We start from the raw sequence: 21,417 nt of genomic DNA on the forward strand, positions 1-21,417 counted from the left end.
TTTCGTTACTTGATAAAGCGTCAGTGCCTTGTCTGCAGTGCGCCTTGGTTATTTAAGTTATCGGTGAAATGTTTTTTTTCTTTAGAAGAAATTGTTATTTTTATCCACTTCACCCGCCAGAGTACATCAGACAAAGAAAAACCAGGCTTTCGCCTGGCTTTTCAAAGTAACAAAGGTTGACCCAGCGCCCCCTCTGGGGCCTCCCTTGTTATATTTTCAATTAACCCAACAACGACAGAGCCGCCTGTGGACGCTGGTTCGCCTGGGCCAAAATAGAAGTACTGGCTTGCTGCGTGATCTGAAACTTTGTCAACTGTGCTGTTTCTGCAGCAAAATCGGTGTCCATAATACGTGAACGGGCCGCCGATACGTTTTCTGAAATATTGCTTAAGTTAGCAATGGTTGATTGGAATCGGTTCTGCGCCGCACCCAGCTCTGAACGAGCCTTACCTACATCTTCAATAGCACCATCAATAGTAGCTAAGTCGGCATCTGAAGCGTTACCCGCCACATCAACACCATCAGTTAGTATCTCCCCGGTAGCCATGCTATCAATCTGAATATCAATCTGCTCATCCACACCGCCCTGGGAACCCACCAGGAAGCTGGAATCAAAAGTACCATCCAGCAATTCCTTACCAGAGAACTGAGTCGTAGTTGCGACACGGTCGATTTCCAAAATCAGTTCATCGACCTCTTCCTGAATCGCCTCTAAATCTTCGTCGTTATTGACACCATTGTCTGCCTGCACCACCAGCTCACGCATACGTTGCAGCATGTTGGTGGTTTCTTGCAGCGCACCTTCAGCAGTCTGTGCTACTGAGATACCGTCATTGGCGTTACGTACTGCCATGTTCAGACCATTAACCTGTGAGGTCATACGGTTGGTGATTTGCAGGCCAGCTGCATCATCCGCTGCACTGTTAATGCGTGAACCTGAAGATAAACGCTCAAAAGCAGTATCCAGGCCATTGCCCGAAGTCATTAACTGACGCTGAGCGTTCAGTGATGAAACATTGGTATTTACATATAAAGACATAATCAAACTCCTGCTTGCTGTCGCTCTTTTTAGTGGCGCATAGTGCCACGCTTACCTTTGCTAGCGGCGGCTCACAGTCAGACTTTAATCAGATTTACTTTATTTATTGGACTGAATCGCTATAGCCCAGTCATGGCAGTAGCTATAAAAAGATAGATTTTTTGTAAAGACATAAAAAAACCGGCCTGGGTGGCCGGTTAATAAACAATCCAGAAAGACTATTAACCAAGCAATGACAGCGCAGCCTGAGGTCTTTGATTAGCCTGGGCCAGGATAGAAGTACTGGCTTGCTGTGTAATTTGGAACTTAGTTAACTGTGCTGTTTCTGCAGCAAAATCGGTATCCATAATACGTGAACGGGCGGCCGATACGTTTTCTGAGATATTACTTAAGTTAGCAATAGTTGACTGAAAACGGTTTTGAGTTGCACCTAGCTCTGAACGAGTCTTACCTACGGCTTCAATAGCAGCATCAATAGAGGCTAAATCCGTAGCAGAATCATTTGTTCCAACAACAACTGCAGCCGTCAGAATATCAGCACTCGCCATGCTATCGATAGCAATACCAATCTGCTCATCCACACCACCCTGGGAACCCACCAAAAAGCTGGCATTAAAACCACCATTCAGCAATTCCTGACCCGAGAATTGAGTCGTAGTTGCAATACGGTCAATTTCGGCAGTCAGTTCATTGATCTCTTCCTGAATCGCCTCTAAATCTTCATCGTTATTGACGCCGTTGTCTGCCTGCACCACCAGCTCACGCATACGCTGCAGCATGTTGGTGGTTTCCTGCAATGCACCTTCAGCGGTTTGTGCTACTGAGATACCGTCGTTGGCATTACGCACAGCCATGTTCAGGCCATTGATTTGCGAGGTCATGCGGTTGGTAATTTGCAGACCGGCTGCATCATCCGCCGCGCTGTTGATACGATAGCCTGATGACAAACGCTCAAAAGCCGTGTTCAAACCGTTACCTGAGGTCATTAACTGACGCTGTGCATTCAGTGATGAAACGTTAGTGTTTACATATAAAGACATGGTCGTTCTCCTGGCCGAACATCGGCTCTTTAGTTAGATAAAACGCAACTTGAGTTGCTTGACTTATATAACGACCGACTTTGAAATAACTTTAATTTTTTGATAAAAAATTAAATTACAGGCATAAAAAAACCGGCTCACGCCGGTTTTTTTATGCCTGTAATATTTTAACGCAAATAATCGAATAAGCTCAACCGCGTTATCCGGGTGAACGTCGCCTGTGCCGCCTGCAGCGCCGTGTCCTGCTTAGTTAACTCAGTCATAGCTTCAGCATAATCAACATCCTGAATTTTTGACCGTGTTTCTTTATTGGCAATTTCAAAGTCAACATTGGTCATTTTTGCATTTTCAGCACTATTTAAACGGCTACCGGTTTTTGCCCGCACACTGCCCAGACTATTTTCAGCACTGGCCAGATCAGAAATAGAGAACTCGATTGCCTGAGAGAGCTGCTCGCTACTCAAGGTTTCATCGTTCATTACATTGATCATATCGTTAAATACTGTGGCGATATTCTGCTGCGGCTGACTCAACCTGAACTCAACAGTACCTCCATCCACATTGCCCTCAGGATAAAGTTCCATGCCGTTGAACTCAACCGCATCACCGTCAGCATAAGGCACTGCGGCCTGCACTACGGCTCCTGTCGAATCCACAACTTCATACGACGCACCATCGGCGGCAAACTCAACGGTATAAAGGTTATTACCAGGATTTTCTTTATCGTAGTTAGCCTGGTGGAAGTCATTCCACTGCGGACGGTCAGCAACCAAAGTGGTACCACCGGTTAAAGCGCCGGTGACGTTGCCAACCCGCGCTTTAAGCTCTACCGGGGTCTGCTGGAAGGCTTCACTGCCCGGTGAGCTGGACTGCACCCGAAGACTTGAAGTAATTTGCACATTCTTTTTACCGTTGTCGCCGTTATAGTCATAAACGCCGGTTTGCGCATTAAAAGTAAAAGGCAGCACTTCTGTCTGATAACCTGAGAACATGTAATCGCCATTCTCATTCTGGGCATTCATCATATCCAGTGAATTATCCCGCAATACTTCAAGTTCCAATGCCAGAGCTTTACGGTCATCAGCGCTCAAGGCGCCGTTACCAGCCTGTACAAAAAGCTCCTTGGCACGAAACATAGAATCAGTAATGTTGGACAGTACCGATTCCTGACGCTGTAAATCATTAACCACAAGGTCTGAATTCTTCTGAAACTGCTCGTTTTGCTTAATACGATCAGTCAATGCCAGTGCCTGTGCTTTGCCTGCCGGATCATCGGCAGGCGTCAGGATTTTTGTTTCCCGCGCCAGCTGGTTCTGTACATCAACCAGTTTGCTTTGACGGCTGGTCACAGCACTTAAGCCTTGGTTATAAATCATATTGGTTGTTAATCGCATTTTAACTCACCTCTTCAATTAGCGGGTGGAACTGAGCAAAGTGTCAAATATGGTCTGCGACACGGTAATAATACGTGCCGCCGCATTGTACGATTGCTCAAATTTCAGCAGATTGGACGCTTCTTCGTCCAGGCTCACACCCGCTACTGATTCGTAAAAATTCGTTGACTGCTCAAGCAGAGCATTAGCCCCCTCGCTGGCTGTTCTTGCCTGTGACACCTTGTTACCCACATCAGAAACCAGACGTCCGTAACCTTCGTTAAAGCTCATCATATTCTTATCGCCTTCGACGACAGGATTACGACGCAATGTCTTTTCACGTTGCAGGTCGGCCATTTGCAAACTGTTGCTGTTATCAGCATAACCATTGGTATTGTATTCAACATCGAACAAATCGCCCTCGTCCGGGTTACCTGCAATGTTGAAGTCATAGTCCGGCGGATCAAATAACAAAGCACCGCCGCCATCTACCGTATTGGCGAGCACGTCATTCATGTTAGTGCCGCTAAAGGTACCCAGTTCATTACCATCTGGATCCTGAATACTCAGTACATGTTCACCATTAATAAAACCAACGTATTCAGCACGTACCGGCGCGTCATCGTCCAGCGCATCGCCATCAAAAAAGTTCTCTACGCTGTTCATTCCGGTAAAAGTCATGACACCGCCACCGGAGTTTTCGCTGCCTTCAGTAGCCCGCACAGGGGCGGCCATGGCGATATCTTCCGGGCGTGTCAACCCAACATGGATATTACTCGCTGCATTCTGGGTGAAGTTGACCTGGAAACGATCCCCTTCGGCATAGTTTTGCGTAGCAAAATTGAACTCCATGCCGTAACCCAGATCGCCCACCCACTCATCGGCATCGGTCGGTACTGTTTCCAGCGGGTAATCTGCCTGGTCACCGATAACCCGACCATTAGTATCCAGTGCGACTAAACGAAATTCGGTATCGCTTTCCATACGAATTTCATAACGATGCGCAGTCAACTCGGCAGCTTTCCCTTCTTCCAGGCGCACGTTAATGGTCTGGTCCGGCTGACTGTTACTTGCGGTATAAGGTAAAGCGGTGATCTGAGTATTTGCCAGATCAAAAAAGTTAACACCCAGCTCGTTGTCCAGGTCCATACCTAAACGACTCTGCTCGTTCATAGCATCAGCAAAACCCATTGCCAACTGCCCCAGTTTGTACTGGGTTGGTTCAAGCACTTCGTCACGGTAGGCAACCATGCCACCCAGCTTTCCACCCAGAGACGCTATGTCTACCGGCTGATTGATCGTGTTGCCACCGCTCTGTGTTTGTGTCGTCATTTCCAGTCGATTCGGATCCGGATCACCGCGCAGCGCGAGCAGGTTAAAGGTACCATCTTCCATGATCAGACTCTGTCCGCCAGCCAGGTTTACCGATTGTCGGCCGTTGCTAAAGTCCAGTACTTTAATGTCAACGTACTCGGATAATTCACGCAGCTTCTCGTCACGCTCATTAAGCAAGGTATTTAAGGTTCCCTGGTCCAGCTGTTTCTTCGAACTGTTGCCGGAGATTTCTTTATTCAGTTGCGCGATAGTCTGGACCAGCGCATTAGCTCTGTCGGTTTCCAGCTCCAGACGATCATTCATCTGCTCGTTCTGATTTTCCAGCCAGCCTGACATATCACGCATAGCAGCTGCCACGTTCTCACCTTCGGTGAGCAAGAGTTCACGGTACGTCAGTGAACCCGGATCGTTGTTGGCGTCGTGCATCATGTCAAAAAAGTCTTCGATGGCGCCAATAGTGCTACCGTTGTCATTGCCCAGCACGGTATCTATACGCCGCGCCTGATCCAGGTAAGCTTCACTGAATGACGCACGTGAGGTATCGATGCGCACCTGACGCTGGGTAAATTGATCAACCATGCGCTCAACCTGCATACGGTCAAGTCCCTGGCCAATACCAGACTCATTATAAACGGGCCGCTCACGCACGTAGCCAGGCGTGTTCACGTTGGCAATATTATTACCCGTGATCTGCAATGAACGCTGATGGCTTAAAGTCGCCTGCTTACCAATATTTAATAGATCAAATGACATCTTCACTCTCCTCTCAAGAGCTTATATCGGCTAAAAGCCAAATTTCTCGCGCACTTTTTGCATCGCATCGCTATTCATGATGGTTTGAAGTTTTCGCGCATAAGCTGGATCCGTTGCATATCCAGCATTCTGTAGTTCTTCAACAAAACGACCCGCGTCTTTTCCTACTTCCAATGCCTGCTCATAACGAGGGTTATTATTTAAAAAGTCGACATAATCACGGAAACTGTCGCCGACACTGCTGTAACTGCGGAAGAAGGCATCTTCACGTTGCGGTTTGCCGTCATAATACTCGGTGGTATTTGCTTCAGCACGATCACCGTCCCAGCGATTATCCGCTTTAATATTGAACAGGTTGTTACTGGAACCACCCTTGCCGTTAGGGATAACATGACGGCCCCAGCCGGTTTCAAGAGCCGCTTGCGCCAGTACAGACTCTGCCGCAATACCTGAATCTTCTGCTACCTGCTTGGCGTAAGGCGCCAGCGCCTGCAGGAACTCCATTGGGTTGCCTGGTTGCCAGGCCTCGGCCTGATCATTCATAACCAGATTATCGACACGAGCCTTAGAAGGACCTTTTGCCGCAGCGGCAACTTCTGTCGCATCCTCGTACGGAACCGTCTTCGAAGACGTTGCCACACGACTCGGTGGTAACAACTCAGCCGGAGTGAAATCGTCAGTGCCTGTTGGGCTCAGTTGCTGAACCATGAGGTCAGCCAGGCCTAAAGTCCCCTGGCTGGATATATCGCTGGTCATCTGGTTATCGTGCATGTCCCGGTAAAACTCCGTATAACGGCTGTTCATCGGGTTATCTTCTTCAAATACCGCATTCGCCTGACGCATACTTTTCAGCATCATGCCCATAAAGATGGCTTCAAACTGTTCCGCCGCAGCCCGCAACGCTTTTTCATCGTTGTTATGGCCGCCCTGACGCAAACTGTCCAGGCTTTGCAGATCATAGACCGACTGATTGCGGGCCTGATCCAGCATGCTGTTTGAATGGGTATCCATCATCATCTCAGTCGTTCCTTAAATAACAACCAGTTCGCCATCGATAGCACCGGCTTGCTTTAAAGCTTCCAGTACCGCAATGATGTCGCTCGGAGCCGCGCCTATCTGATTAATAGCCGTAATCAAATCGTTCAGAGAAACGCCCGGATCAAACATGAACATGCGGGCATCGTCCTGCTGAATATCAATAGTGGTTTGCGGTGTTACCACCGTCTCACCATCAGCGAAAGCACCGGGTTGTGTTACCTGCCAGTTCTCCATGATGCTAACCTGCATATTGCCGTGAGCCACGGCAGCGCGGTGCAGACGTACGTTATTGCCAACCACTATGGTGCCCGTGCGGCTGTTGATTACAATGCGTGCCGCGGCTTCGCCCTGAGTAATCTGAATATTTTCCAGTGTCGACAGGTAACTTACCCGCTGACTGATATCCTGCGGCGCTATTACGCGTACTGAAGCAGCGTCCATTGGCGTTGCACTGCCTGGGCCTACCATGTTGTTAATAGCTTCCGCCATGCGTTTTGCTGTAGTGAAATCAGGACGGTTGAGGTTAAAAGTAATGTGTTCGCTCTGCGCAAAACCTGTGTCTACTTCGCGCTCAACCATAGCGCCGTTTGGAATGCGGCCAACCGTAGGTGTATTGATAACAATGCTGGAACCGTCCGCTCCCTGCGCGCCTAATCCACCAACCACCATATTCCCCTGGGCCACCGCGTACACTTCGCCGTCCGCGCCTTTCAGGTAAGTCTGCAATAAAGTGCCACCGACTAAGCTGTCTGCGTCACCTACGGATGAAACCGTGACATCAATCTGTTGGCCTGGCTTAGAAAATGCGGGCAAATCAGCATGTACGGCAACAGCGGCAACGTTGTTAATTTGTGGGCGCTGGTTTTCCGGCAAGTTTATGCCGAAGTTCCCCAGCATGGTGCGGAAAGTCTGGTCGGTAAAAGGCGTTCGCTCACCCGTGCCCGGCAAACCTACCACCAGGCCATAGCCCATTAACTGGTTAGAACGCACCCCGGAGACCTGGGCCACGTCCTTAATACGCTGGGCTTCCGCCACTTTGGACGCAGTAGAACTAAACACCAGCAAAGCTGCCAGGCTTACCACACTCCAGAATTTTTGTTGTTTAAACCACATAACCATTCCCCACTCACCTCAATCTACTGCAGTAACCCTTTCACGATCCGTGCCACCTTTATCAAATACGGGGTCAGAGCTAAAATTCACCACATTTTTCTCTTGAAACACCACACAGAATGGGGTCAGGGCTAAAATTAACCACCTACTTTTCATTTTAAAATCAAATATATAAAACTAACGTCAGACACAAAAAAAGCCCTATGTGTAACCACATAAGGCTTTTGTAAAAGTGGTGAATTTTAGCTCTGCCCCCAATTTTATCCGCTTTTAGAAGGGCCAGATAGGGCCGTTGAAGAAGCGGGTTAACCAGCCTTCTCGTTGGGCATTGGCCAGGCTGCCGGTACCTGAGTATTCAATACGCGCATTGGCAACTCGGTTAGACGCAATGGAATTATCAGAAGTCACGTCCTGCGGCCGGATAATGCCCGTCAAACGTACGTATTCCTGACCATTATTGAGTGTCAGCCATTTTTCGCCGCGCACGATCAGGTTGCCGTTCGGCAAAACCCGGATAACAGCCACTGTAATATCGCCAGTTAACTGGTTGCTTTGATCAGCCGAGCTGTCACCGTTAAAATCAGTGCCACCATTGAGCTGAGCGGACAACGGATTGCCGGCTACCGTTACATCACGGCCAAACAGGGTTGGCGTTGGCAGATCAACGTTCGAATTACGTGAAATACCAGTACTGGCTGATTTCGATGCTGTGGTCTGTTCCTGCAAACGAACGGTAATAATATCGCCCAGATCCCGGGCTTTAATATCAGAGTAAAGCCCGTTCACGTTCTGGCCACGAAACAGAGACCCGTTAGGAACCGCTGGCTCGACCTGTTCTTCTGGCATAACCGGCGCATAATAAGGGTCGTCCGGCATGGGGGTTGGTTCCGGCACCGAGGCACAGGCGCTCAATGCCAGTGCCGCAATACTGATAACCCATTTTAAATTAGCCATAATTTCACCTATGTATTCTTTAACCGTTATAGTTGCTGAACAGCAAAACCAAGCATCTGATCAACCGATGAAATCACTTTCGAGTTCATCTCATAAACACGCTGGCTTTCAATCATATTGACCAGTTCTTCGGTCACATTCACGTTGGACGTTTCCAAAGAGCCCTGTATCAGCGAGCCCATTCCGTCCAAACCAGGAACATTATTCTGCGGCTGACCGCTGGATGCGGTTTCGCGATACAGGTTTTCACCAACAGGCTCGAGACCGGCCGGGTTAATAAAGTTAGCCAGGTTAATCTGACCCACCACCTGGTTATCCGCTTCGCCGGCTAGTTTAACCGAGACTTCACCGTCCTGTGCGATAGTCACTGACTGCGCATCATCCGGAATCACAATACCCGGTTGTAAAGGACGCCCTGCGCCTGGAGTGACCATCTCACCCTGGTTATTCAAAGTGAACTGGCCGTTACGGGTATACGATAAGGTCCCGTCAGGCATCAGAATTTCAAAAAAACCAGGCCCCTGAATAGAAACATCCAGCGAGTTGTCAGTAGTCATCATATTGCCCTGCGAGAAGTTCTTCTGCGTGGCAACCACTTTACTGCCTGCCCCCAGCATCAAACCTGAAGGGAGTTCAGTGTCCTGGGTTGACTGACCACCCGGCTGGTTAATGTTCTGGTAGAGTAAATCTTCGAAAATCGCACGACTTTTCTTAAAGCCGACTGTACTGGCGTTCGCCAGATTGTTTGACGTCACAGCGATATCACGTTGCTGTGCGTCCAAACCCGTTTTACTTATCCATAGTGCTGGATGCATGATCCACCTCCACTCAGACTAAAATCAGAATATTCTTAAAAGCTGTTCAGAGCGCTGATCATTATCTTCAGCAGTCTTCATCATCTTCACACTCAGCTCGTAATTACGTTGCAAGCTGATCATTTGCGTCATTTCTTCAATCGGGTTCACGTTACTACCTTCCAGTGCCCCTACTTCCAGGCGCACTGCAAAATCCATGAATGGCGGTTCGCCATCTTTGCGGCGAAATAAACCGTCAGTGCCTTTTTCAATTTCGCCATTCGGCGGATTCACCAAAGCTATACGGTCAATCTCTTCCATTACCTGAGTCGGTGCTCCCTGAGGTTGCACTGAGATAGTACCGTCCTGCCCAATCGTCAAGTTAGTCAAAGGCACAGGAACAAAAACAGGTCCTGCTTCACCCATCACAGGCTGACCGCTTGAAGTCTGTAACATACCTGCCTGAGTAACCTGCAAATTACCATTACGGGTCATGGCCTCTTCGCCATTATCATCCAGTACTGAAATCCAGCCCTGGCCAATAACGGCAACGTCGAGGTCACGCCCGGTGGTTTTAATTGCCCCCTCGGCAAAATTTTGCCCCGGACGTTCAGTTAAAGAGAACACCCGGCTCGGCATACCTTCGCCATAAGCCTGCATAGAGCGGGCCTGGGCCAAATCTGCCTTAAACGCAGTGGTATTGGCATTTGCCAGGTTATTAGCCCGCATTGCCACACCATTCAGGTCTTCTTTAGCGCCACTCATGGCGATATAAAGCATGTTATCCATTGTCAGCCTCAGCTTTGGTAACGAATAAAACTAATTCTATAGAGGGTAATGCAGGGAGTGTGCCAGTATTAAGGAAGAAACGAATTTAATATCTACATGCACAAAAAAAGCGGCCGAAGCCGCTTTTCTAAAGCACTACAGACGGTTTTAACGTATCTGTAGAATGGTCTGCTGCAGTGTGCTGTTCACTTCCAGAGAACGGGAGTTCGCCTGGTAGTTACGCTGAGCAACTATGATGTCAACCAGCTCTTCCGTCAGGTTCACATTCGAGTTTTCCAGCGCCGATGACTCTATGCCACCGAAAGTACCGGAACCCGCAACACCGGTAATAGGTTCACCAGAATCAATGCTTTGCTTCCATTTAGTACCGCCAGCCTGACTCAAACCCTGTTCGTTGTTAAAGCTGACAATAGCTACACGACCCAGGAACTTAGTATCACCGTTGGAATAAGAAGCTGCAATCAAACCACTCTCATCGACATCAACACCAGTCAAGCGACCTACGGTAGTACCATCCTGTTCCAGCGCGGTCAGCTCAAAAGCGGACGCGAACTGAGTCGGCCGATCACTGCCACCCAGGCTACGGAAGTTGAACGTCAAATCAAGATCTTCAGCACCATTCGGCGGCGTAAAAACGAACTGGCCCGCAGGGAAAGTGCCGTCGGCTGTCAGTGGGCCCGTCGGATTACCACTGGCATCAAACTCAATGCGTACACCTGTTGAACCATCAGCAGCCGGCTCGCCGACTACACCACCCGTGGTATCAAAATTCACGGTTTGCCCATCAACTGTTTTATACACATCCCATTCACCATCACCACGGCGTGCATAATAAGTGGTAACGGTATGCGACTCACCCAGCGAGTCATACACAGTCGCCGAGGTTGAATCCGTATAAGTCGCAGGATCATCCGGATTAAAGTCCAGACCCGCACCAGTCACAATTTCTGGTGATCTCGAATCCAGATTCACCGACTGATAAATATTACCAGTTGGCGTTGGTGCCCCGGCAGTAGAAGGAATTTCAACTGGCCCGGTAGTACTTAACGCCGTTGACGAGTTTTGGCCTGTTTCTTCATTCACCGGGTAGGCCAGTAAATTACTGCCCGAATTATCAACGATGAAGTTATTACGATCCATCTTAAATGCGCCGGCACGGGTGAAACTAAAATCCTGTGAACCTGGCTCTGGCGCGGTAACAAAGAAACCATTGCCTTTAATCGCCATATCCAGTGAATTTTCAGTGAATTCTAAAGTCCCCTGACTGAACTGTTGAGCAACTCGTTGAGTCTGCACACCATCGCCCACTTTAGTACGGCTGTTGGTGAAAACTGAAGTCGCATACACGTCAGCAAACTCAGCCCGAGAGCCTTTAAAACCAGATGTGTTTACGTTAGCAATATTGTTCGAACTGGTGTCCAGATCACGTTGTGATGCAGACAAACCGCTTAGCGCTATAAAGTATGACATAAGTCACCTCATTCCATGTTTTAGCTGCCGCTGCTTCCGCCGCCGCCGTTAGTTATTTGAATAACATCTTTAAAATCGATGCGACCAATTGATTCCAGGTTCAGAACGATACCGCGTTGTCCGCCTGTGCTGACACTTTCAACATTTGCGTAAGTCAGGGCGACCAGATCTTCATTAGCGCCACCGACACGACCATTAGCAGTGATTTTGTAATCTCCTGCAGGCAAAGGCTCACCGTCTGCACCAAGTCCGTCCCAGCTGAATTTATGCTGACCTGGAGGCAAGGTTCCCATGTCCACAGTGCGCACTACCTGTCCGCTTTCATTCTCAACCCGTAAGGTAACGTTCTGCGCTGACTGGTCCAGAGCAACCATGCCCTCTACTGGCTTACTACCGTTAAAGTAACCGGTATCTGATGGAATCAGTACTTGCCGGCCGATCAAACTTGACGCTTGTAATGCCTGATTGGACGTCATACTGGCAGAGAACTTTTCAAACTGTTCAGATAAACCAGTAATACCTTCCGCCATCGTGAAATTGGTCATCTGAGCAATCATCTGATCATTTTCAACGGGCTTCGTCGGATCCTGCATGCTGAGCTGCTGGGTCAGCAATTTGAAAAAGTCCTCCTGACCTAAGCGGGCATCGTCTTTGCTTGCAGCCTTAGCGCTTTCTTCTGGCTTCCAGTAAAGGTCGTCTAAGAGCGAGCTGTTGTTTACTTTATCCGTCATGAGTTATTACCTCATCTAGCCCTGTTGTCCCATACGCAATGTACGGGTTAACAGTTGCTTAGTTGCATCTGCCACCTGAACATTGGTCTGGTAATTACGAGACGCCGACATCATATTGGCCATCTCTTCCATTACATTCACATTCGGCTTGTAAATATAGCCTTCGTCGTCGGCCATCGGGTGATTCGGTGAATACTCCACCACCAGAGGCTTTTGATCTTCAACAATACCCTGAACTCTGACACCAACAGAGCTGTCCTGACGCAACAGGCTTTCACGACCGGGGCGGCCAGACATTGCCTCCTGCATATGAGCGGCAAATACCGGATGCCGGGCGCGATAGGTTTCACCTGCCGAGCTGCTCACAGAGTTTGCATTCGCCAGATTACTTGCGGTTACGTTAAGGCGCATGTTCTGCGCGCTCATAGCGCTACCCGCGACATCAAATACATTATACAAACTCATTGTTAGCGTCCTCCACTCAGGGCTTTTTGCATACCTTGGATACGGCTGGTCAAAAATGTCAGACTGGCCTGGTACTCCATAGAGTTTCTCATATACAAGTTTCGTTCCACTTGCACATCTACCGTGTTGCCATCACCTGTATCTGGTTGATCTGGAACGCGATATTTCTCACGGCCTGACCCTTCCAAATTTAATTCAAAGTGCTTGTTATGAGTTCGCGACATGCTATGACCAGAACGTGTTTGCACCCGCTCTAAAGCATCCTGAAAACTCAAGTCTTTTGCTTTGTAGCCAGGGGTATCCGCATTGGCCAGGTTGCTCGCAATCACAGTTGCACGCTGCTCTCGGGCAAGCAGGGCGTGCTGGTGAATACCTAAACCTTTATCAATACTTAATGCCATAACAGCCTCACTCAAAATATTTCTATATATGAGTTTTGCAAGCTATGTGCCAGTTTGTCCGGTTATTGCAGATATAGTTACAGGGCCATGCAGAATAAGGAGTTGAGTGGTTCAGGTGGATACATTGACGGGGCCTGTTAAAGCGGCAAGCGGCAACTATTGCCGCTCGCTCTTAGTTCTTACGCTGGTAGATAATACCGGGATTACAGCGAATCATAGAATAATCTTCACTCAAGCCAGATATAGACTCTGAAGCCCCTAAAATCAGGTAACCTTCAGGATTTAACGAAGTGCGGAACTGAGCCAGGATTTTCTTTTTCACTTCCGGTGAAAAGTAAATCAATACATTACGGCAAAAAATAATGTCGAATTTACCGAGCAGAGAATAACTGTCCAGCAAATTCAGGTGACGAAAAGAAACCATATCAGTGACTTCTTTTTTCACTTTCATTTTACTGCCTTCAGCAGGTTCAAAGAAACGCTTTTTGCGTTCAGGACTTAAACCGCGGGCCAGCGACAAGCCGTCATAAACGGCTTCTTTCGATTGGTCCAGTACCTTATTAGAGATATCAGTACCTATCACCTGAATTCCACGGCTTAACGCCCCGGGGTTCTTTTGTTTAAATTCAATCAGGCTCATGGCAATAGAATATGCCTCCTGACCACTAGAGGAGGCCGAGGACCAAATCTTCAGAGGTCTCGTCAACTTCGCAAATTCGGGGAAGATTCGGGTTTTCAGCAGTTCAAACGGATAGACATCCCGGAACCACAGGGTTTCATTCGTAGTCATGGCATCCAGTACCGCACTACGTAGCGCTCGCTCACTGATAGCCATTGAGCGACGCACAAGCTCAGATAAGGTATCTATGTGAAAGCGGTTCATCAAAGGACCTAAGCGGCTTTTCACCAGATACATCTTATTCTCACCCAGTACTATCCCACACTGGTGTTCAAGGAACTGCCGGAATTGGTTGTATTCTGCTATATCCAGATCGCGATCAGAAGCCAATTCAAAGTCACCTTTATATTTTATATTTATCTGAAATCATTCCAGTTGAGCTTTAGCTGCCGGCTCATCCGTTATCAGCCATTTATGCACCGCACTGGCCAGTTCGTCCGGGTGGAATTTGGCGATGAAATCATCCGCCCCCACCTTTTTCACCATCGCCTGGTTAAAAACACCGCTCAACGATGTATGCAGAATAACATGCATATTCTTTAAATCAGGATTTGCCTTAACCTCTGCGGTTAAGGTGTAGCCGTCCATCTCCGGCATTTCAATGTCAGAGACCATTAAAGGTACCTGAGTTGAAATATCACCACCCACTTCTTCAGCTTTAGCTTTCAGCCAGTCGAGGGCTTCGCGACCATTTTTTACCAATTCAATAGTGACGCCGACGGAATTCAGTGCACGCTTAACCTGATTACGGGCTACAGTTGAGTCATCTGCCACCAGGATAGTCATCTCTTCCAGACTGCGTCCTTCTTTGCTCTGTTCGCGCACCGCTTCACTGACTTCAGCATTAATCGGGGTAATTTCGTCGAGAATTTTTTCAACATCCAGAATTTCGACTAATTCGTCTTCAATTTCAGTCACTGCTGTCAGGTAACTGTAACGACCTGCACCTTTAGGAGGTGGCAACACCGCTTCCCAGTTGATGTTAACAATGCGCTCAACACCTTCCACCAGAAAGCCCTGCACCGAGCGATTGTATTCAGCAATAATAATAAACCTATTTTTAATATCCTCGATAGGACGACCGCCGGTTGCCAGGCTCAGGTCAATAACCGAAACCGCCTGACCACGAATATGAGCGACCCCGCGCACAAAAGAATTACGTCGTGGCATAGCGGTTAACCGCGGACACTGCAGCACTTCACGGACTTTAAATACATTTATGCCAAAACGTTGGCGCCCATGTAAGCGAAACAGCAGCAACTCAAGACGGTTTTGTCCCACCAATTGAGTGCGTTGGTTCACTGAATCGAGAATACCTGCCATATTTTACCCCGTTATGTGTTGCTACCGTTATAATGTCAATGCAGTGCCTTTAAGGCACAAGGTTTGCATGAACATCAGCATATACGTCGAAACCTTGACATTATGTACCGTAGTTATACCTTTTTTTGCTGCGTCCGCCTAGTCAACATCAGACGAAAGCTATAAAAAAGCCTGGAGACCAACTCAGCTTATGAATACTATTTTGATCCTGCGCACGGGCACTGCCGCACTTTTATCCAGTTTGCTTTTAACGCTGCCAGCTATAGCCGCCAACAATACTATTTACCAGCCAGAACGCATTGCTGAACTTGCTGAAGAGTTCGTTATCAACCAGCTTGCTTACGCATCTGACGATGACCGTATTGAAGTCAGTGCCAGTACGCTGGACCCCCGTATGGGAGCCCGCCAGTGCCAACAGCCATTGGACATCGAACTGGCTAATAACGCCGGTCTTGAGCGCCAGACTACCGTTATGATTGCCTGCCATGACCGTGACAACTGGCGTTTATATATTCCAGTCCGTATTCAGCACATGCGTGCTGTTGTTGTCTCAGCACGTCAGCTTTCTCCTGGTCAGGTTATCGGCAGCAGTGACTTAAAGATTAACTACATTGATATAAATCAGTTGCGGGATGCTGCGTACACCGATACAGAAACCTTAATTGGATCTCAGGTCAAACGCCGCGTCGGCGCAAACCAGGCCATACAAGAGCGTCATACGTGCTTTGTCTGTCGCGGACAGGATGTTACAATAATATCCGGCAACGATGGGCTGCAAATACGTGCCTCTGGTGTCGCACGTAGCGACGGCCTGCTGGGTGACCGCATAACAGTGCGTAATAGCCGTTCGAATAAAGACGTTCAGGGTGTGGTTTCAGGCACTAACGAAGTTCGTGTAGGATTTTAATTAAAGTATTATCCCTCGTGGTCGATACTCTAAGCGTAGGTTAAATTTTAAGGGGCAAATATCATGGCTATTAACAACGTAAATTCAGGCCTTACCAATAATCAGGTAACGTCTAAACAAATGGATCAACAGCAATCACGTAGCACCCAGAGTCAACCGACTGTACAGGCGCCGCGTCAGGATGCTGTATCCTTAACTCCGCAAGCGCAGCAGTTAAGTTCATTACAGGCCCGTGCCGAAAACAACTCAGGTGTCGATGAGCAAAAAGTCGAGCGTATAAAGCAGGCTTTAGCTAATGGTGACTACTCTATTAATGCAGAGCGCCTGGCCGCTAACATTGCTCACTTCGAAGCTGATATGTTCGGTAGCGGAGAACAGGACCTTTAAATATGGTCGCCATGCTGGGTGAACTACTCGATCAACAGGCCGACCAGTTACAGCAGTTGATAGATTTACAAGCAGCGGAAAAAGAAGCTTTGATCAAGCGCGATGCCCCTGTGCTTGATCAAATAACGGAAGACAAAGAAAAAATACTCAATACCATCCAGCAGGTTGATAAGTCTATCGCCGAACACCCGCAACATGACGCTATCAATCACCAGCCTGAATTACTTGAAAAACGAACCGCTATCCAGCAGTTGATGGACAAATGTCAGCTCAATAATGAGGTCAACGGACAAGTTGTACGCATGACCTTAGGTCGCATCCAGGATCTTAAACAAACGCTTCAGGCGACCCAGAGCGGCACTACTATTACCTATACCGATAAAGGTAAAACCTACAGCGGACCTTCCGGAAAAAGCATTAAAGCCTGAGACAGGCATTCTCCTGTATAAGACGAGAACAAGAAAAAGGGCCTGAAGGCCCTTTTTCTTGTTCCGTTATTACCCAACCGTTTAGTAATACATTATTTTTTGTACCCGGGTTGGTCGAGCGGTTGACACATACAACTGATGCACCTGCTCAAAATCCAGTTTAAGCTCGGTTGCATAATACTCGTCACCTACCGGGTAACTGCGAACCACCTCGGCTCCGCGGATTAAACCACTGACCTGTGTACGGAAACTATCGCTTTGCAGCATCATGTCCTGCACCCGCGTTTCACCATTCAGTTGCACGCCCTGAACCTGCTCAACTAATTCCCGATAAGCTTCTAAACGTGAGGCTCGCATGGCCTGTAAGACCCGTTCCTGCTCACTGGCACCGCGCTGCAAAGCCACCGGAGCATAACCGACCGCAGTAAGTTTCGGAAATTCATCCGGTTGCACCGTGCCATATTCGACATGCCGTTCCATTACACTGCTACAGGCTGTGGTTAAAAACAAACCGCCCGCCAACATCAAATAACGCATCATATCCCGACTCCTGTATCTGGTAAAAATTTCTTTATACCCTGTGATTATGCTATCGGCACAGATTCTGCATAGTTGAGACAAATCTTAAGAGGAATTGATGATGCGTACATTTTTTCCAGTATGGCTCAGCGCTGTTTTCCTAAGCGCCCTAATCAGCCTGCCGGTGAGTGCTGAATGGTATGAGAGCAAAGGCTGGGCTCCCATTATAAATAACAACGTGGATCAGGCAAGGGCCAGGGCTGTAGAAAGCGCCCTGCGGCAAAGCCTGGATTTTGCCGGAGGCTCGGTACACAGCGTAGAAGAAGTTGTCGATGGTGTGCTTACCGGCCAGCATATGCAATGGCAGACTCAGGGTTCCATTGAACATGCAGAACTAGTCCGGGAACGAGTCAACGGCCAGCGCATTGAAGTCACCCTGCGTGCCAACATACGGCAAAATCAGGATCAGTGTGCGGCAGCAAATTTCCGCAAAGGCCTGGTAGTCGTTCCTTTTGAGCTCAAACAAAGCGAACAGGCTCGCTATGGCGATGTCTGGGAGCTAGGCAACGCCACGTCACAACGTTTTTCACGCATGATTGGTCAACACAGTGGGCAATTTACGCTGGAGCATTCCGGCGGCCGTAAAATTGGTTTTAGCGAGATGCTGCAGCAGGACACTCCTCACCAGCTGGGCCAGTTTGCACGCCGTGTTGCACTGGAAAATGACAGCCAGTATGTGATTGCAGGCGTCTTTGACGATATCAGTACCGAACCCCGCGGCAACACCAACTGGACCTTCTGGAGCCAACCGAAAGAAAACCGCAACCTGGGTTTCACTATGTACTTGTTTGACGGTGCCAGTGGCGAACTCATTACCCGCGCCGGTATTCAGGAGTATCAGCACTGGGAGTTTGATTACAATGAAAAAGTCGACGTACATAGTCAGCGCTTCTGGCGCAGCGAGTATGGCGTAGTACTGGCACAGCGCTTACAGGATATAGTGCATGGGCTTGATGACAAGCTGCGTTGCCAACCTCTGAAGGGACGTGTGGTTGATGTCAGCAACGAAAACATCCACATTAACTTAGGCACACGCAACGGCGTTGAATCCGGTCAGGAACTGAGTTTGTATCACCGCGGCAATTTCTTTGACAGCCAGGGCAATTACCGCGAGCAATGGGTGGTTAGCCCTTACCAGCTTGAAGTCACGGATGCGCAACTGCGCTCAGCTACCACCCGGGTTAAAGGTGGGGAGACCGGCACTAATATCCAGCAACACGACCGCGTCGTTATCCGCTAGGTGGAGAATAACGAGAATAACGGGGGTCAGAGCTAAAATTCACCACTTTAAAGTGGTGAATTTTAGCTCTGACCCCGTTTTTTAACCACTCTATTTAGCCAGTTGCAAGAGCTGGGCGGCGCTGGTTTTTTGGCTTCCTGTGGCCTGATAAACCTGCGCCAGGAAAAGTTCAGCACAGGCTACGGCGTCACTTAATGCATGATGTTGTTTGGTTTTTACCAGATCATAGCGCTCCCGACAGGCGGCCAGGGTTAACTCCCCTTTTTCCAGCCAGTCCTTTTGCCGTTGCAGTCGGCGCTGCTCAAATTTCAGGGTGTCAAAGACTGCCAGCGGGTTCGCCTTGATTCCATATTCGGCAAAAGACTTTTGTAAAAACTGCCAGTCAAAAGGAGCATGATGGGCCACCAGAATGGCGCCTTCCAGTTGCCTGGCCAGGCGTTTTAAAATACGCTCCAGCGGCTCCCCAGCTGCTATGTCTTTACTGGACAATTGATGAATGACCGCACTCTGGCTCAACAGGGTTGTGCTCTTAACAACACCATAGTCGGCCTCAAACAAACGAATCCGAGGTGGCTTCAGGGGCACCCAGCCAGCGGCCAGGATGGCATCGTTCGTAGGATCCAGGCCATTAGTTTCCAGATCCAGCGCTAGCCAGGGCACCTGCTGCCAGTCCTGCCGTAATAACTGCCAGCGTTGCCATTTATCCCGTATCAAACCAACCTTCACTACATACCTCTTCCGACTTTAAAAGCAATTCCCTGCTGTGCATCTTTAATGATGCGAAAAGCGGCTTTAAGCTGACGGCGCTCAAGGGTACTTAAAGTTTCCGGATCCACAGCATTGACCGGCTCAGTGGTGCCGCTGATACGCAACTGGTGAGTTAACCTCAATTGGGTCAGAAACTGCCAGGCCTCAAGCAGATTCTGATTGTCAGAGGCACTCAGCAAACGACTGTCACGCAAGGCCAGTAAACGAGCTGGCGTTGCTGGCATAGTCAGACCTTCCATAAGGCTATAAAGGCGTACAATGTCGTTGACTATAGCCACGCCCTGTTTTTTGATATCAATATAATCACCGCCCTCTTCACTGGTCGTGCGCAAACGATTAAACAAACCCAGCGGCACATTCAACTCACCAATATGACGACCTATGTTACCCAGAAAAATATCCTGCTGGGCAATTTTGGCGACACCTTCTCTGTGTTTACGATACAGCGGCGTATTCCCGGCTATCAGGCGACTATCGAAAAAAATCATACTATGCAGAATGGCGTCAGGCGTGGGTGACTTAATCCATTTTAAAAACTGCTCGCGCCACTCCAGCGAGGTTCTGCGCCACTTTTCATTCATCGCCATAACGTCGCCTGGACATAAACGAATGCCGCACTCGGCCAGACCGGTACAGACAAACTCGGCCATGCCCGCAAAATACTCGCGTTGAGTGGTATTAATATTATCGCTCAGTAACAGTCCGTTATCCTGATCAGAGCTCAGAGTCTGGTCTTCTCTGGCCTGCGAGCCAAACGCCATCCAGGCATAAGCGGTAGGCGCCGAGCCGTGCTCTTCCTCATACAAACGTATCAGTTTACGGGTCATGCCATCAGTAAGTGAAGCCAGTAACCGCCCAACCATACCGATATCTTTCACCCGCTTCGCAAAGGTGCGCAGATAATCAGGCACTTTCTGCGCTTCTTCAATAAGCGCTTGCCGGTCTTTCGCTTTAAACAGCGCGTTCATCAGGAACACGGGCTCACTGCGTTGTTGTTGCATCAGGTCGGTCGTGGTGATCATACCCACCGGCGTATCGTTATCATCGAGTACCGGCAAGTGATGAATATTCGCATGATTCATAATGGTGAGTGCATCAAACAGACTTTGCCGTGCATAAACAAATTCCGGCATTTGCGTCATCACAGCAGCCACCGAGACATCATACGACACTCCCTTGGCAACCACCCGATTGCGCAGATCCCGATCCGTTAAAATACCCCGCAACTGACCTTCATCGACGACCAACAGACTGGACACCTTACTAGCTGACATTTTTTCCGCCGCCTGCTGAATACTGGTATCACTGCCAATGGAAATAAGTTCACGGGCTATTACCTGACCTATGTCGCGCTCCGTCCAGTCCGGGGCGTCACCCTCGCTACGCTGCTCTGTCAGTAACCGCTGCTCCTGTGCCTGCATAAAGTAACGTTCAAATGACTTCGAGTAGCGCCGCAAATAATTGAAAGTTGCTTCGTCCCAGCTATACAGAATGCCATCGGCCAGCGCATCCAGTTTATTGCTGATAGTGCGCCCGGTCAGTAGCGATGGGAAACCAAACAAATCCCCAGTCTCCAGTCGCTCCAGATGTTTGCCTCTTTTATCGATGAGATCAAAGGTTCCCGAGCGCACAAGATACAGCGCCGGGTGACCCTCTCGTAGTATCTGTTGCTGATTTTGCTGACTGACATACACCGCTTCTGCGTGATCCAGCGCGTATTCCAACTGACCGCCGTCCAGACTGTCAAAAGGCGGCGTCTGTTTCAGAAAATCGGCAATATCCTGTAAATCAATGGCCATAAAAAATAAACC

22 protein-coding genes are annotated in these 21,417 nt (G+C 48.8%); 4 read left to right on the top strand and 18 right to left on the bottom strand.

Annotated elements, in window-relative coordinates:
- Nucleotides 1-220 precede the first annotated feature (220 nt).
- The 15 genes from CWE09_RS06675 to CWE09_RS06745 all read right to left on the bottom strand — a co-directional run bounded on the left by CWE09_RS06675 (nucleotide 221) and on the right by CWE09_RS06745 (nucleotide 15,297).
- Complete coding sequence (locus CWE09_RS06675) at nucleotides 221-1,039, bottom strand: flagellin N-terminal helical domain-containing protein (protein ID WP_126803200.1); 819 nt, start codon at nucleotides 1,037-1,039, stop codon at nucleotides 221-223.
- 221 nt (nucleotides 1,040-1,260) lie between these two features.
- A complete protein-coding gene (locus tag CWE09_RS06680; RefSeq protein ID WP_126803201.1) occupies nucleotides 1,261-2,079 on the bottom strand; it encodes a flagellin N-terminal helical domain-containing protein in 819 nt (272 codons plus the stop codon).
- Between the two features lie 167 nt (nucleotides 2,080-2,246).
- Nucleotides 2,247-3,473 carry a flagellar hook-associated protein FlgL gene (gene flgL / locus CWE09_RS06685; RefSeq protein ID WP_126803202.1) on the bottom strand — a complete coding sequence of 409 codons (1,227 nt, stop codon included), beginning with the start codon at nucleotides 3,471-3,473 and terminating at the stop codon, nucleotides 2,247-2,249.
- Nucleotides 3,474-3,491: 18 nt separating this feature from the next.
- Nucleotides 3,492-5,540 carry a flagellar hook-associated protein FlgK gene (flgK, locus tag CWE09_RS06690; protein ID WP_126803203.1) on the bottom strand — a complete coding sequence of 683 codons (2,049 nt, stop codon included), beginning with the start codon at nucleotides 5,538-5,540 and terminating at the stop codon, nucleotides 3,492-3,494.
- A gap of 30 nt (nucleotides 5,541-5,570) precedes the next feature.
- Nucleotides 5,571-6,557 (bottom strand): flagellar assembly peptidoglycan hydrolase FlgJ, encoded by a 987-nt coding sequence (flgJ, locus tag CWE09_RS06695; protein WP_241974313.1) that lies wholly within the window; start codon nucleotides 6,555-6,557, stop codon nucleotides 5,571-5,573.
- A gap of 12 nt (nucleotides 6,558-6,569) precedes the next feature.
- Nucleotides 6,570-7,691, bottom strand: coding sequence for a flagellar basal body P-ring protein FlgI (locus CWE09_RS06700; RefSeq protein ID WP_126803204.1), 1,122 nt, complete (start codon nucleotides 7,689-7,691; stop codon nucleotides 6,570-6,572).
- Nucleotides 7,692-7,961: 270 nt separating this feature from the next.
- Nucleotides 7,962-8,645 (bottom strand): flagellar basal body L-ring protein FlgH, encoded by a 684-nt coding sequence (gene flgH / locus CWE09_RS06705; RefSeq protein WP_126803205.1) that lies wholly within the window; start codon nucleotides 8,643-8,645, stop codon nucleotides 7,962-7,964.
- 26 nt (nucleotides 8,646-8,671) lie between these two features.
- Nucleotides 8,672-9,460, bottom strand: coding sequence for a flagellar basal-body rod protein FlgG (gene flgG, locus CWE09_RS06710; RefSeq protein WP_126803206.1), 789 nt, complete (start codon nucleotides 9,458-9,460; stop codon nucleotides 8,672-8,674).
- A gap of 24 nt (nucleotides 9,461-9,484) precedes the next feature.
- Nucleotides 9,485-10,228 carry a flagellar basal-body rod protein FlgF gene (gene flgF, locus CWE09_RS06715; protein ID WP_126803207.1) on the bottom strand — a complete coding sequence of 248 codons (744 nt, stop codon included), beginning with the start codon at nucleotides 10,226-10,228 and terminating at the stop codon, nucleotides 9,485-9,487.
- A gap of 147 nt (nucleotides 10,229-10,375) precedes the next feature.
- On the bottom strand, nucleotides 10,376-11,698 hold the full coding sequence (gene flgE / locus CWE09_RS06720; protein WP_126803208.1) for a flagellar hook protein FlgE: 1,323 nt from the start codon (nucleotides 11,696-11,698) through the stop codon (nucleotides 10,376-10,378).
- 20 nt (nucleotides 11,699-11,718) lie between these two features.
- Nucleotides 11,719-12,429 (bottom strand): flagellar hook assembly protein FlgD, encoded by a 711-nt coding sequence (gene flgD, locus CWE09_RS06725; protein WP_126803209.1) that lies wholly within the window; start codon nucleotides 12,427-12,429, stop codon nucleotides 11,719-11,721.
- Nucleotides 12,430-12,444: 15 nt separating this feature from the next.
- Nucleotides 12,445-12,894 carry a flagellar basal body rod protein FlgC gene (gene flgC / locus CWE09_RS06730; protein ID WP_126803210.1) on the bottom strand — a complete coding sequence of 150 codons (450 nt, stop codon included), beginning with the start codon at nucleotides 12,892-12,894 and terminating at the stop codon, nucleotides 12,445-12,447.
- A 2-nt stretch (nucleotides 12,895-12,896) separates the two neighbouring features.
- Nucleotides 12,897-13,295, bottom strand: coding sequence for a flagellar basal body rod protein FlgB (gene flgB / locus CWE09_RS06735; RefSeq protein WP_126803211.1), 399 nt, complete (start codon nucleotides 13,293-13,295; stop codon nucleotides 12,897-12,899).
- 172 nt (nucleotides 13,296-13,467) lie between these two features.
- Complete coding sequence (locus tag CWE09_RS06740; RefSeq protein ID WP_126803212.1) at nucleotides 13,468-14,304, bottom strand: CheR family methyltransferase; 837 nt, start codon at nucleotides 14,302-14,304, stop codon at nucleotides 13,468-13,470.
- A 36-nt stretch (nucleotides 14,305-14,340) separates the two neighbouring features.
- Nucleotides 14,341-15,297: a chemotaxis protein CheV gene (locus CWE09_RS06745; protein ID WP_126803213.1), complete on the bottom strand. Its 957-nt coding sequence runs from the start codon at nucleotides 15,295-15,297 to the stop codon at nucleotides 14,341-14,343.
- Between the two features lie 190 nt (nucleotides 15,298-15,487).
- Between CWE09_RS06745 and flgA the strand changes: the two genes are divergently transcribed.
- The 3 genes from flgA (at nucleotide 15,488) to CWE09_RS06760 (ending at nucleotide 17,019) form a co-directional block, all read left to right on the top strand.
- Nucleotides 15,488-16,204 carry a flagellar basal body P-ring formation chaperone FlgA gene (gene flgA, locus CWE09_RS06750; RefSeq protein WP_126803214.1) on the top strand — a complete coding sequence of 239 codons (717 nt, stop codon included), beginning with the start codon at nucleotides 15,488-15,490 and terminating at the stop codon, nucleotides 16,202-16,204.
- A gap of 63 nt (nucleotides 16,205-16,267) precedes the next feature.
- Nucleotides 16,268-16,591, top strand: coding sequence for a flagellar biosynthesis anti-sigma factor FlgM (gene flgM, locus CWE09_RS06755; RefSeq protein ID WP_126803215.1), 324 nt, complete (start codon nucleotides 16,268-16,270; stop codon nucleotides 16,589-16,591).
- A 2-nt stretch (nucleotides 16,592-16,593) separates the two neighbouring features.
- Nucleotides 16,594-17,019: a flagella synthesis protein FlgN gene (locus tag CWE09_RS06760; protein WP_126803216.1), complete on the top strand. Its 426-nt coding sequence runs from the start codon at nucleotides 16,594-16,596 to the stop codon at nucleotides 17,017-17,019.
- Between the two features lie 81 nt (nucleotides 17,020-17,100).
- Here the strand turns inward: CWE09_RS06760 and CWE09_RS06765 are convergent, their stop codons facing one another.
- The gene (locus CWE09_RS06765; RefSeq protein WP_126803217.1) at nucleotides 17,101-17,559 is read right to left on the bottom strand and encodes an LPP20 family lipoprotein; all 459 of its coding nucleotides are present in this window, start codon (nucleotides 17,557-17,559) and stop codon (nucleotides 17,101-17,103) included.
- 97 nt (nucleotides 17,560-17,656) lie between these two features.
- Here CWE09_RS06765 and CWE09_RS06770 point away from each other — a divergent pair, with 97 nt between their 5' ends.
- Nucleotides 17,657-18,838, top strand: coding sequence for a flagellar assembly protein T N-terminal domain-containing protein (locus CWE09_RS06770; RefSeq protein ID WP_126803218.1), 1,182 nt, complete (start codon nucleotides 17,657-17,659; stop codon nucleotides 18,836-18,838).
- Between the two features lie 90 nt (nucleotides 18,839-18,928).
- Here CWE09_RS06770 and CWE09_RS06775 read toward each other — a convergent pair whose 3' ends face one another.
- Nucleotides 18,929-19,564: a 3'-5' exonuclease gene (locus CWE09_RS06775; RefSeq protein ID WP_126803219.1), complete on the bottom strand. Its 636-nt coding sequence runs from the start codon at nucleotides 19,562-19,564 to the stop codon at nucleotides 18,929-18,931.
- Entirely contained in the window at nucleotides 19,564-21,405 is a 1,842-nt protein-coding gene (locus CWE09_RS06780; RefSeq protein ID WP_126803220.1) for a DUF294 nucleotidyltransferase-like domain-containing protein, read from the bottom strand. Before CWE09_RS06780 ends, CWE09_RS06775 begins: the two co-directional genes overlap by 1 nt.
- Nucleotides 21,406-21,417 lie beyond the last annotated feature (12 nt).

The sequence above is a fragment of the Aliidiomarina minuta genome, from assembly GCF_003987145.1.
Taxonomy (GTDB): domain Bacteria; phylum Pseudomonadota; class Gammaproteobacteria; order Enterobacterales; family Alteromonadaceae; genus Aliidiomarina; species Aliidiomarina minuta.